This is a genomic window from Pseudoalteromonas haloplanktis ATCC 14393 (assembly GCF_000238355.1).
In the GTDB taxonomy this organism is placed as follows: domain Bacteria; phylum Pseudomonadota; class Gammaproteobacteria; order Enterobacterales; family Alteromonadaceae; genus Pseudoalteromonas; species Pseudoalteromonas haloplanktis.
The window spans coordinates 26,716-39,040 of record NZ_AHCA01000002.1 but is presented as its reverse complement, the minus strand read 5'-3'; the positions used below and the strand labels follow the sequence as shown (position 1 = coordinate 39,040).

11 protein-coding genes are annotated in these 12,325 nt (G+C 38.8%); 5 read left to right on the top strand and 6 right to left on the bottom strand.

Annotated features, from left to right (window positions below):
• The first annotated feature begins 91 nt into the window (after window positions 1-91).
• The 3 genes from PHAL_RS0104350 to PHAL_RS0104340 all read left to right on the top strand — a co-directional run bounded on the left by PHAL_RS0104350 (window position 92) and on the right by PHAL_RS0104340 (window position 2,925).
• Window positions 92-1,915: a protein kinase domain-containing protein gene (locus PHAL_RS0104350; RefSeq protein WP_016707199.1), complete on the top strand. Its 1,824-nt coding sequence runs from the start codon at window positions 92-94 to the stop codon at window positions 1,913-1,915.
• A 30-nt stretch (window positions 1,916-1,945) separates the two neighbouring features.
• Entirely contained in the window at window positions 1,946-2,377 is a 432-nt protein-coding gene (locus tag PHAL_RS0104345; RefSeq protein ID WP_016707198.1) for a DUF3859 domain-containing protein, read from the top strand.
• A 128-nt stretch (window positions 2,378-2,505) separates the two neighbouring features.
• The gene (locus PHAL_RS0104340; protein ID WP_016707197.1) at window positions 2,506-2,925 is read left to right on the top strand and encodes a hypothetical protein; all 420 of its coding nucleotides are present in this window, start codon (window positions 2,506-2,508) and stop codon (window positions 2,923-2,925) included.
• 75 nt (window positions 2,926-3,000) lie between these two features.
• Here PHAL_RS0104340 and PHAL_RS0104335 read toward each other — a convergent pair whose 3' ends face one another.
• On the bottom strand, window positions 3,001-4,047 hold the full coding sequence (locus tag PHAL_RS0104335) for a methionine synthase (RefSeq protein WP_016707196.1): 1,047 nt from the start codon (window positions 4,045-4,047) through the stop codon (window positions 3,001-3,003).
• Window positions 4,048-4,099: 52 nt separating this feature from the next.
• Entirely contained in the window at window positions 4,100-5,074 is a 975-nt protein-coding gene (locus PHAL_RS0104330; RefSeq protein WP_016707195.1) for a DUF1852 domain-containing protein, read from the bottom strand.
• Between the two features lie 560 nt (window positions 5,075-5,634).
• On the opposite strand from PHAL_RS0104330, the gene PHAL_RS0104325 reads away from it, so the two are divergent.
• Window positions 5,635-6,444, top strand: coding sequence for a sulfite exporter TauE/SafE family protein (locus PHAL_RS0104325; protein WP_016707194.1), 810 nt, complete (start codon window positions 5,635-5,637; stop codon window positions 6,442-6,444).
• A gap of 66 nt (window positions 6,445-6,510) precedes the next feature.
• Here PHAL_RS0104325 and PHAL_RS0104320 read toward each other — a convergent pair whose 3' ends face one another.
• Both PHAL_RS0104320 and PHAL_RS0104315 read right to left on the bottom strand, forming a co-directional pair.
• Window positions 6,511-8,649, bottom strand: coding sequence for a methyl-accepting chemotaxis protein (locus tag PHAL_RS0104320; RefSeq protein WP_138973927.1), 2,139 nt, complete (start codon window positions 8,647-8,649; stop codon window positions 6,511-6,513).
• A gap of 309 nt (window positions 8,650-8,958) precedes the next feature.
• On the bottom strand, window positions 8,959-9,375 hold the full coding sequence (locus PHAL_RS0104315; protein WP_016707192.1) for a VF530 family protein: 417 nt from the start codon (window positions 9,373-9,375) through the stop codon (window positions 8,959-8,961).
• A gap of 192 nt (window positions 9,376-9,567) precedes the next feature.
• Here PHAL_RS0104315 and PHAL_RS0104310 point away from each other — a divergent pair, with 192 nt between their 5' ends.
• Window positions 9,568-10,134, top strand: coding sequence for a hypothetical protein (locus PHAL_RS0104310; protein WP_016707191.1), 567 nt, complete (start codon window positions 9,568-9,570; stop codon window positions 10,132-10,134).
• 48 nt (window positions 10,135-10,182) lie between these two features.
• Here PHAL_RS0104310 and acuI read toward each other — a convergent pair whose 3' ends face one another.
• Window positions 10,183-11,175 carry an acrylyl-CoA reductase (NADPH) gene (gene acuI, locus PHAL_RS0104305; RefSeq protein ID WP_016707190.1) on the bottom strand — a complete coding sequence of 331 codons (993 nt, stop codon included), beginning with the start codon at window positions 11,173-11,175 and terminating at the stop codon, window positions 10,183-10,185.
• A 58-nt stretch (window positions 11,176-11,233) separates the two neighbouring features.
• Window positions 11,234-11,869, bottom strand: a complete 636-nt coding sequence (acuR, locus tag PHAL_RS0104300; protein ID WP_016707189.1) for an acrylate utilization transcriptional regulator AcuR — start codon at window positions 11,867-11,869, stop codon at window positions 11,234-11,236.
• Window positions 11,870-12,325 lie beyond the last annotated feature (456 nt).

Here is a 12,325-nt window from a genome sequence, read left to right as displayed (position 1 = left end):
TAATGACTAGAAATTTACAGCTAAAAAATGAATAATCAGCGGGTTACCTTATAAGCATCTTAAATTTATTCAAATACGTTGAGACCCAGCAGTGAAAAGCAAAGAGATCCGCAATTTTTATATAAATGAAGAGCAGTCGGTCTATTTGCTTTCTCACCACGATGCAAAGAAACATCGTCAATGGCTTAATATCTGTATTAAGCAGCTAACTAATTTAGGCTATCGAGAGGTCGAAATGATCGGCTCTGGTGCGTTTGGTTTTGTGTTTGCTGGGCTTGATCATCAAAAGCTACCTTGGGTGTTTAAGTTCTCTCGTATTACTCTTGCACAAAGTGTGCGTGATCGTCTTGAAGATGAAGCATTTATGCTCTCGCAAGTTGATAATCCATTAGTACCTAAGTTTTATGCTTTTGAGCGAATAAAAAAGCAGGGCATTTTAATGATGGCCCGTGCTATGGGTGAAGACTTAGAAAAAATATCGCTCAAGAAGGGCCGCTTTGGCGCAGCAGCGATCACCGATCTCGCTTTAAAGCTTCGCAATGTACTGATAGATTTACGTAGTCATAAAAATGGTTTAAATCCGCAGCCAATTGTTCACGGCGATATTAAACCTTCAAACTTAGTCTGGGATGAAACAAGCCGTGGATTATCGCTGGTGGATTGGGGCAGCTCTGTTTACGCACAACTAGATAGTGACGCAAATCCAATAGCCAGTAATATTATGGATTTAATGTCGGGAGATATTAGTACCACGAATGCCCGTATGGGCGATGTGTACTTTATTGGTGATGAACAAATGTCGGGCGCCAAATCCTCCCCCCGTTTTGATGAACAAGGCGTTGCATCGACTCTTTATGCACTTGCCTCAGCACAATCGTGTCGTTTTGGGGCGCAAGTGATCCCCGCAAGTTCGCTGGGTTTACCTATGGAGCTGGCAAAAGTGATTGACGGCATGTTGTCAAAGGATAAAACTATCCGCGATGGCGCCGGCGATTACTTTATGCGCAATATGCCTAGTATGGCAAAAGCGTATTTACCAGAATTAAATTTAGCGGATGATATGAGGGCGCAGATCCCATTTTGGTTTGGCAACGCTGATGAACTTCCAGATACGGTGGTATATAGCTCGCGAAAACAGTTTTTACGCCAAGCCGATCATAAGCAGCAATTACTTGATGTAAATGATGCGCAACTTGACCGTTATTATAAAGAGTTTTTGTTTGATACCGGCGATACCGAAAAAGCCTTTTTAGCTTCAATTAGTCGTTTGGCAAAATACCCCGTAGTAGGGGGATTGAGTTTCCATTGGAAAGAAGATTCTTTATTTATTGAATCGTCACTGATAATGCATGACGAAAGTTTAGGGTCAGCTTTTACCCAAGCAATTAATAATACGGTAATGTTAGCTCAGGGTATTAGCCAAAAAGGCTTATTTAAATGCTGTTTATTTGATGCTCGAAAAACGATTCAATTAGAGCGCGATGGCACTGGCGCATTTAAATTTGAACAACTTCCAGAGCTTGATTACGAAGTGATGAACTTAGCAAGCTCAGATGTTACGCGTCCGCATTCATACTTTGAAGACGGTAAAGATCCCGATGAACAACTGCAGCTACCTAAAAAAGTCATAAAGTGTGTATTTGAACTAAATCAAATTCATCACACCGGCTGCATTATTTTTGAAGCTCTACCTGATAGAATGAAAATTCACCATTACTACCGCCTGCTTGATGCCAGTAAAGAAGTTGAATTTAAACGCTTGCTCAATAAGCTCATGCAATATGCGGTCAGTATTACCGATGTAGGGGTTGCTGGGTTTATGAAGTTACCTTACAAAAACACCCGTGAATTTGGTTTATGTGATAAACAACCCGAATTATTCTTTCCGAAAGATCCTAAGCGTTATGACGCTTAATAGTTAAAGTATTATTAAACGAGGACAGCGATGGCAAAAAATAAGCCTGAGATCACCTTACAAAGTTATGGTATTTATAGTCATTGGGACTCATCGTCAAAAGAGTTACCTCAAATTCAATCTTTTACTAATAAAGTACCCGCTAAACTCGATATTGAATTTGGTTTAATTGTTAATATAAAAAAAGCCAAAGGCGAAAAACTCCACTATTGCATTTACCACCCAGATATACCTGATACTGATGGGCAGGTGATGCCACCGTTTGATGGTTTTGAATATGTTAAAGATAACGACTGGCACTTTTACCTAGGCGATACCTTGTGGGAGCCAATAGCCAATAAAACTGGTGATTGGCGTATGACGATAGAGCTAAACGGTAAGTTAATAGCCGATAAAACATTTACCGTATTTGAGCAAGAATCCATGTCAGAAATCGAATTTTGGCAAAAGCGCGGCTATTGATATTTTTATAGTAAGCAAGCTTAGGATTTTAGCTAATGCGTATTTATATATGGTACGTTATTATTTTTCTCCTAAATTTAATTAAATGGTACTATAAATCGCATTCGCTTACACGGAGGTTTATTTACATGAATATTTTTTTAATCGTTTCGGGCACATTGAGTGCTATTGCTGCAATCCTGCATTTAGGCTGTATTTATTTTGGCGCACCTTGGTATCGATTTTTCGGCGCAGGTGAGCAAATGGCTCAGCTGGCTGCGCAAGGTAATATTCAGCCAACGCTAATAACTTTGGCTATTTTTATTGTCCTTGCAACTTGGTCATTGTATGCCTTTTCTGCGGCAGGGCTTATTTTAAAACTGCCTTTAGTGCGCTTGGTGCTGATACTAATAACAACAATATATTTAGTTAGAGGGATTGCTGGCTTTGTTCTTATTAGCTCACCAATGGGGCGCTCTCCTGAGTTTTGGGGTTGGAGTTCTGTTATTTGTTTATCTTTAGGTGTTATACATTTGATAGGGCTAAAGCAGCAATGGCACAGCCTGTAACGGGTTAATAAAAGCTTCCTGCAAAAAACGAGGCAGAAATCATGCCTCGTTTAACATACCTCGTCAGTAATCCCCTTAACCGGCTGCTAACTCTTTGCGGATGATCTCTGCGCCTGCTGTTAATGCATTGAGCTTGCCTCTAGCAACTGCGCGAGGAAGCGGTGCCATACCACAGTTAGTGCAAGGATAGAGTTTGTCTGCATCTACATATTGCAGGGCTTTACGGAGCGTGTTGGCGACTTCTTCTGGCGTTTCTATGCTGTTGGTTGCAACATCAATGGCGCCTACCATTACTTTTTTACCACGAATAAGCTCAAGTAATTCCATTGGCACATGCGAGTTATGGCACTCTAATGAAATTATATCGATATTAGATTGCTGCAACTTTGGAAACGCTTCTTCGTACTGGCGCCACTCTGAGCCTAAGGTTTTTTTCCAATCTGTATTGGCTTTGATACCGTAACCGTAGCAAATATGCACGGCTGTCTCGCATTTTAGACCTTCAATGGCTCTTTCTAAACAGGCAATGCCCCAGTCATTTACTTCATCAAAAAATACATTAAACGCGGGCTCATCAAATTGGATTATATCAACACCGGCGGCTTCTAACTCTTTGGCTTCTTGATTCAGAATTTTGGCAAATTCCCAAGCAAGTTTTTCACGGCTTTTATAGTGGTCATCATAAAGTGTATCAATCATGGTCATAGGGCCTGGTAGTGCCCATTTTATTGGCTGTTTGGTTTGGCTGCGTAAAAACTTAGCATCATCGACAAAAACCGGTTTTATACGACTAACAGGGCCAACCACTGTAGGCACGCTAGCATCATAGCGGTTACGAATTCTCACTGTTTTACGGTTTTCAAAATCTACGCCATTGAGGTGCTCAATAAAGGTGGTGACAAAGTGTTGGCGGGTTTGCTCACCATCACTAACAATATCAATACCTGCATGTTGTTGCTCTTGTAAAGAGATGCGTAGTGCATCGTGCTTACCGTCAGTTAATTCATCACCTTGAAGTTTCCAAGGTGACCAAAGCGTCTCTGGCTCTGCAAGCCATGTTGGTTTTGGCAAACTGCCTGCAGTGGATGTCGGTAATAGAATTTTGTTTGTACTGGTTTTCATAATTAGTCATGCCGTCTTTATAATTTAATTTAATCGCGATCAAGCTTTATGCTTAGGCGTAGCTTGCTGAGAATTGCTCAAGCACAGTTTGGTATGGTTTTATAAAATGCTGCTCTGCAAATTTACCTTGTTCACTTGCTAGTTTGCTTCGCTCTTCACGGTCATACACAATTTGTGTTAATGAGTGATCTAAGTTCTTTAAATTGGGTTGATAGTATTTACCCGCCACTGCATTGGCATTATAAATTTCTGGACGATAGATTTTTTGAAACGTTTCCATCGTACTGATGGTGCTGACTAACTCAAGATGAGTGTAATCATTCAATAAATCGCCAACAAAATAAAATGCAAGCGGTGCAACGCTGTTTGCAGGCATAAAATAGCGAACCTGTAAGCCCATCTTTTTAAAGTACTGTTCAGTTAAAGAGCTTTCATTTGGCTGATATTCAACGCCTAATGCCGGGTGATGATTCTCAGTGCGATGATAGGTTTTGTTATCTGACACACTTAAACAAATAACCGGTGGTTTTTTAAAGTGCTGCTTATATACATCAGAGTTAATAAAGTATTTAAATAGTTTGCCGTGCAACTCACCAAAGTTATCAGGGATACTAAAGCTAGATTTCCCTTTATTGTGGGCTTGTAGTAGTACGCTAAAATCGTAATCTCTCACGTAGGAGGAAAAGTTATTGCCAACAATACCTTCAATGCGTTTATTTGTTTGATGATCAACGATATTGGTTTTTAATACTTCAATTGATGGGAAGCTGTCACCACTTCCTGCAATATCCATATCCACAGATACAATTTCAAGCTCAACAGAATAACGGTCGCCTTTAGGGTTATCCCAATGGGCTAGGGCATTAAAGCGGTTATCAATCATTTTTAAAGCGTTGCGCAAGTTAGCTTGACGATAGCTGCCTCTAGCTAGATTAGCAAAGTTAGTGGTGATACGTGTACTTTGTGCTGGCTGATAGTTTTCATCAAGACAAATGCTTTTAATAGTAAATTTAAAATCTGTATTCATCGTGTTCGAGTATCCATATTTAGTTTAAAACGTGAGCCTTGCTCAATGTTCAAATTCTTTAGCTAGTAAGCTAACTATGAGTAACTCGTTAAACAGAACAACTATTTTCCTAGAGGCGTCATAACACTATGTTGCTCTGTGTAACGTGTAAGCGTTGAGGTATTTATACGTTGATCGGTACATGAAGAAAAACGGTTTAATTTCACCTAAAACATGAGCCATATTCATGGGCATTAAAGTGACTTCTATTTGGTTGTAAATTGTGATCGATATTATCTAAAAACATAAACGCTAAATTAGCCATCTAAAGCTCTAGATGTTTAACTTGTATTTATTTCATTTAAAACATGAAGATTATTCAGGGCTTATCTAAGTCAAAAATATAATTGGCCAAGGCTTATATTGATATACTGGCACTTATGTAGTGAGTTAGCCGCAATCGCCTGACAGCTTGTTATTATTGTTCAGCAGTAGGGTGATAGCTTCTGTGAAAGCTCACTTAGCCGCTTTATAACTGCTTTCATCTAGGATGATTGCCCTGAAAAAAAGAGAATAACGGAATGAATGAATTGCTCGTGTTAGTTGTGTGCTGTGCGTTATTAGGCAGCGGAGTGGGGTTTTTAGCTGGTTTACTAGGTATTGGTGGTGGCTTGGTTATTGTGCCTGTATTGAGCATTATTTTACTTCACTTTAATGTGTTACCCCCAGAGCATGTTGTTCTTGTTGCAATTGCTACTTCATTAGCGTCAATACTTTTCACCTCAACGTCATCGGCAATTGCGCATCATAAAAACGGCAATGTACCTTGGGAGCTTGCCCCTTGGGTAATGACAGGAGTCGCGCTTGGTGCACTAATTAGCGGTTTTTTGGCAGCATTATTACCGGAAAAAACTGTTCGAATTGTGTTTGCAGTTACTGTGGTGCTGATTGCGATTAAAATGTTTTTCAGTAGTAAAGGGAATACAACACAAGAGCGTACACTGCCTAATAAAGGCTTATTAACTATTTTAACAACCCTTACGGGTGGTGTATCTGCAATGATAGGTATTGGCGGTGGCGCGTTGCTCGTGCCTTTATTAACCTTCTTCAGCGTAAATATGAAAAAAGCCATTGGCTGCGCTTCTGCTTGCGGTATCGTGATTGCGTTATTTGGTTCAGTAGGTTACATCAGCTCAGGCATCACGACGTACACACTTGCTGATGGTTTCGCTGGCTTTGTCTATCTACCTGCATTGTTTGGAATTATTTGCACATCTTGGTTTACCGCGCCATTAGGGGCCAAAGCCACTCATTACCTACCAGTGTCATTGATAAAAAAAATCTTCGCTACTTTACTGTTAGCAACCGCTGTGAAAATGATCCTGTATTAATAACAAATTTCTATTTTATGCTTGTTACCAGTTTTGATGATAAAACTGGTAACGATAGAAGTTTTATCATTTAGTGGTTACCTCAAAGCGTGCAATAAGGCGCTCGAGTTCAGTTGCACTTCTATCTACCGAACTTGTGCCTAAGCGGACATCATCTAAAGAGGTTTGTAATAGAGAACTTATTTGATTAACTTGACGCGCACTTTGCAATTGTTCGGTGCCTTTTAGGTTTATATCACTTAAGGTCGCTAACATATGATTTAAAGTAACATTAAGCTGTTTATCATCATGTACTATATCTTGCGTAGACAACATATCTTGTTCAACACTTTGCATACTGGCTTGCATTATTTCCACTGACTGTTTGGCACTGTCTTGAATTTTACTAATCAATTGGCTAATTTCAGTGGTTGCTTCTGCAGTTCTGCCAGCAAGATTTCGCACTTCATCGGCAACGACAGCAAAACCTCGACCTTGTTCACCTGCTCGGGCTGCTTCAATAGCCGCGTTTAATGCTAATAAATTTGTTTGATCGGCCACTTGGCTTATCATGCCAACCACAGAGCCAACATTATTCACATGACTATGTAAGCCATTAATTGTTTTTGCTGAGCTATCTATTGATGTGTGTATCCCTTGAGTTTGTTGCCTGATGGTTTGAAAACGCTCAACACTTTGCTTTGCAGCGGCCTCTAAATTATCACGAATATCTTCAACTTCATTGGTAGCTCCTTGGATATTTGCAAGTTGGATCTCTAATCGTTTTAGTAGTTTTTGCGTTTCAGCAAGTACGATGTTGGCATTGTTACTAAATTCATCTTGTTTAGTCACAAGCACAGTTTTGGCTTCGCGTACTTCTTGCGAGACCTTGATCACTTTACCGACCGTCCTATCTAAACTGTCTATAAAACTATTTGTCCAACGTCCTAATTCACCGGTTTCATCATTTGGCAAACGGGTAATGTCTAAACGCTGCTTTAAGTTTCCACCACCTTCTGCGATCCCCCTGATCACATCCGTCATTTTTTGCAAGCGTCGCGCTAAGCGGCTAGGTCCTCGTTTTGCGAATAAGACACTGGATGCAATTAAAGATGCTGCAGCAATACTTAATGAGGTAGACCAGCTGAGTCCGAACACTTCATGACATAGGGGGGCGATACTAGCGACAACTGCATTAATAATAGTATGCAGGGTAACAAGGTTAAAACTAATAGACCGCCCTCGGTAAACTTCTTCTAAATCACCTTCACACATCATTCCCCAGTGATCGTGAGAGCCTGGAAGAGTAAAGGTGATGCCTTTGCCAATAACAGGGATATGTCGATAATCAGAGTAGCCAGGATAGTTTACAAATAAGTTTTGCCCTTGGCGGATTGTTTCTCGAACGCCAGGGTGCAATTGTTTAGTTGCAGGATCGGTAAAGCGCAATTCTAATTCTGTGTGTTCCTTTATTTTTATAACACCCCAGTTTGTTTTAACGCCATCTTTTAAATTATCACCAAGCGAAAATGTTCGGTCTTCAAATCGAGAGCGAGAAAGTGCTGTGCCTGGTGTGATCGAATTATCAAAATTTGCTTTGACCATAAACAAATAGTTATCACCAGAGTCTTGATAAATATGGCCTGCCTCACGTTGAATTAAATCCCCGATCACATCGTTTGGAATTCGTGCACATAAACAAACTTTATGGTTATTGGCTAATTCAATCGGCAAGTAAAACATTAAGGTAACAGCATCATGAAATTTAGATGAGCGTGGGCCTAGTGTTTTAGTTAATGGGTCGCTGTATGGGCCATGTAAAAAACGTTCTTTAAATCCAGCTGTAATAGCAGCTTTAGATAAGTTATTTTGTCCGACATGTGCACTATGGCTTGATGCGAGTACGTGCCCTTGTTCATCAATAGTAAATAGTTCTGTAATGTCATTAGATTGCTTTAGTTTATTTACTAAACTAGCACTGTCTAAATTATTCTCGGTTAAGTGAACTTCGTTGGCAATAGTGGTTAAAAAATGCCACTGGCTATTTGTCCAATCAAGTAGCAATTCAAGTCGGGTATTTGCGATGCCTTCAAAGGTATTGCGAATAAATGTTGTTCTATGACGATTTAAATAGCAGGCTATACCTAATGCTATTTTTCCATTGCTGCCAAAGTAGGGTAACCACGACAGTTCTTTATTACTTAAAAACATCGATACAGACTTCACCTATTACTCCTTTATAAATCAGTGCAATAGACGTAAAGCAAGAAGTTGACCATGTATATAAATTAAGTAGAAATTACAGGAAATGCTGCTAATACAACAATTACTATCTTATAAACTTGTTATTTATAGATGATTTATAAATTAATTGGTGAAGATGAAAGTACACTCGCACTATTTTGGTGCTTCGCGTGTATTTCTGCACTGTTACAGAGTAAATAGTATGAATGAAGGGGAGTTTAAAGGGGATTGCAGGAAAGCAGAGACAATGTATAACGTAAGCACTGAGTTGTTCATTGTCTCCGTTGTGTGTTAATTACCCCAAGGGTTACTCGCACTTGAGCGCTGTTTGCGGGTTCGAGCACGATCTTTCGCTTCTTTTTTTGCTTGAATGCGCTTGGCATCACTAAAGCTAAGTTCACAAGGCTCGCCAGGTTTATGATCTTCAGGAATAACACGGTCGCGAGGTGGTAACTGATATTGAACATCATCAGGCTTAGGTAAATTTTTTAGGCGATATAAGTAAAAGTTTTCAACTTTATCTTGTGCCCATTGGGTTTTACGTAAAAATTTAACAGCAGATTTAATATCAGGGTTATTTTTAAAACAGTTTAGCTGTAGATAAGCATGTAACAGTTCCCACCCATATTGATCAACTAACTCTGATACAACTTGCTCAAGCTTTACACCTTGCAATGGGTTATTGCTGAATAAATCTTCATTACTCATGATTACACTCTTTTTCTAAAATCTGTTAAAAGAATTATAATTTTTATCACGCTAATTTGATACAACAAAATACCTAAGTAGTTTGTTTATGCAATTTACATTTGTTTTCTTTATCGGTAATATACCTTGGCTTTGTATAAAGCGCTGGCATGATGCCACAGCATTGGATGATGAATTTAAGGAATAATATACATGGGTCTTTTTAATAAAATTAAAACACAAGCGACAACAATTGGTTCAAATATTAGCGAATCAACATCTAAGTTAAGCTCAGATATGAGCACCTCAATGAAAGAAAATTCAAAGTTATCAGCGATCCGCTCGGAAATCACCTCAATCGAAGGACAGTTGAATATAAGCTACCAAGATATTGGTAAAAAGTACGTAGAAAACTTACTAGAAAACCAAGGCCAAAATGTCGAAACAGTTTTGCAAGAAGCGCTGAATCGTATTGAACCTTTGCTTGAGAAAAAAATTGAGCTTGAAGATGAAGCAATTGAAATTGAGAAAAAACTCAAAGATCAAATCATCATTCAAGAGAAAGCTATTTTCCAAAAAGAATATGATCAAGAAAAAGAGAAGCTTGAAAAAGCGGTGAAACTTGATGTAATTTCAGAACAAGAAAAAGAGCAAAAATTAGCTAAAGCACGCTTAAAACTTGATAATTTTGACACTATCCGCAAAGTTAAAAAGCAACATGAAATGGGTTTGATTTCAAAAGAAGAAATGAAAGATAAACTAACAAGTCTAGGTGCTTAGTTATATAACAACTAAAGCTTCTTCTATAAGAAGCTTTAGTTGCTCATTTTACAGCTGACAATTAACCACTACACGGCCACGAATATTACCGGCCATGAGTTCATTAGCAACGTTAACCACATCCTCTAAGTTAATTTCAGTTGATATTTTATCTAAGTAACTTTGTTCAACCAATTCTCCTAAGCGTTGCCACGCTTGAATTCGGTCAATTTTAGGGCGTATTACACTGTCTATGCCTATTAATGAAATACCACGCAGAATAAAAGGGGCTACGGAAGCGGGGAAATCCATACCTTGTGCTAAACCACATGCAGTAACAACACCGCCATATTTTAAAGAGGCACAAACATTGGCAAGCGTGTGGCTACCGACAGAATCGATGGCTGCAGCAAAGCGTTCTTTAGCAAGCGGTTTACCTGGTGCTGATAACTCTGAGCGGTCAATTACTTGTGAAGCACCAAGTTGTTTTAAATGATCAGTTTGATCTACTCTTCCTGTGGCAGCAACAACGGTATAACCTAATAAATTAAGTAAATACACCGAAAAGCTTCCGACACCACCGTTAGCACCCGTTACTAAAATATCTCCTGAGTCAGGTGTGATCCCTTGTTTTTCAAGGGCAATGATACTGAGCATTGCTGTGTAACCAGCAGTGCCAATTTGCATCGCTTGTTTAGGTGTTAAGGTGGCAGGGAGGGGGATCAGCCATTCATCTTTTAATGACGCTTGCTGAGCAAGGCCTCCCCAGTGTTTTTCGCCGACACCAAAACCGTTCAATAGTACGAGTTGGTCTGTGTTGAACTCACTTGAATGACTCGTTGTGACTTTACCTACTAGATCAATGCCTGGCACCATTGGAAATGAACGCACAACAGGTCCTTTCCCGGTGATCGCTAGGCCATCTTTATAATTTAAGGTGCTATATAAAATATCAACCGTTACATTATGCTCGGGTAATTCGCTGTGGTTAAGTGTTTGTAATGATGCAGAATAAGTATCATCACTATTGGTTATTACAAGCGCTTTAAACTGTGTGTTCATTACGGCTCCTTTTAGACCGATCGTCTTTTAATTGATAAATAAAAAACGCATTGCTTAATTATCTTAGTAATGCGCGTAAAAACATTTCTGTATATAAAATCAAGGGTTGAGTGCTTTTAGTCAGCTTAGCTCGCATTACTGCTCCCTCCCAACCGATCCAGAAAAACTCACTCATTTGCTGTGTATTGACGCTGGTGGCTATAACGCCTTCTCGCTGAGCTTGCTCTAAACAGGTTTGGACAAGTTGTTGCCATGCTTGATAGCTGTTTAGTAGCTTATTTTTAAATTCATCGCTGAGGTGATTGAGCTCTTGATTTAAATTACCAATGAGACAACCTCGATTAAAATCATATTTGTCCATTCCTCGAGCGGCACTTTGGGTAAAATTAATAAGTCGCTCTAACTGAGGAACATTATCTTGTTCTAAGTAGCGGCGAAGCTTAGCAATAAAATAATCATTATAGGCATCGATTACGGCTAAGCCATAGGCATCTTTATTATTAAAGTAGTGGTAAAAAGAGCCTTTTGGCACGCCTACTTTTTTTAATATAGTATCAAGCCCAGTTGCACTGAAGCCAAATTCTGTAAGTGTTTCGACCCCAGTTGAGATAAGTAATGCTTTAGTGTCGGCATTACTGCGAGCAACTTTTGGTGGACGACCACGACGTGGTGGATTTTGATTATTATTTAGCATAAACACATATTAGACCGATCGTATTTATTTATGCAAGGATTAATTTTTATACACCGCATAAAAAGTAGTGCATGTTTTGTCCAAAAGACGATGTTGATGTATGCAATCAAATGAAAAAATAGTTCTAAAATTAAACTGCTTTACTATTAATGAGTTGAAATAAAGTTGTCATAATTACATTTTTTATAGGAACTTCACCTATAAATGGTAGTCACAATTAAGGCAGGAAACTGCGTGTTAATGATTAAATAGTCGTAATTTTTTTGTACAGAAATAGGTCGCACAGCAGTTGGTACGACCACTTTACTTTTTTATATGTTAATTCATTTTTGCATCAGTAGCTTAGTTAAAGTCAATTTATTTAATTGCTTTTGTGATTTGAATTTAACAGTTTTATTAACTATTCATTAATTGTAGATGAAATAAACGCTACAAATATATAAATATAAAAGGTGA